This is a genomic window from Arthrobacter sp. SIMBA_036 (genome assembly GCF_046535135.1).
In the GTDB taxonomy this organism is placed as follows: Bacteria; Actinomycetota; Actinomycetes; order Actinomycetales; family Micrococcaceae; genus Arthrobacter.
On record NZ_JAWRXG010000107.1, the window covers coordinates 1 to 284 of the forward strand.

Below are 284 nucleotides of genomic sequence, written 5' to 3' on the forward strand. Positions count from 1 at the left end.
TGAATCGCCAGCGGCATCAGCACCTTGTCGCCTTGCGTATAATATTTGCCCATGGTGAAAACGGGGGCGAAGAAGTTGTCCATATTGGCCACGTTTAAATCAAAACTGGTGAAACTCACCCAGGGATTGGCTGAGACGAAAAACATATTCTCAATAAACCCTTTAGGGAAATAGGCCAGGTTTTCACCGTAACACGCCACATCTTGCGAATATATGTGTAGAAACTGCCGGAAATCGTCGTGGTATTCACTCCAGAGCGATGAAAACGTTTCAGTTTGCTCATG

The 284-nt window shown here is 45.8% G+C and carries 1 protein-coding gene; it reads right to left on the reverse strand.

Features of this window, described 5'->3' with window-relative positions; translation table 11 throughout:
• Window positions 1-284 (reverse strand): CatA-like O-acetyltransferase (locus SB659_RS19315; protein WP_410551560.1); only part of this gene is annotated, 284 nt, incomplete at both ends.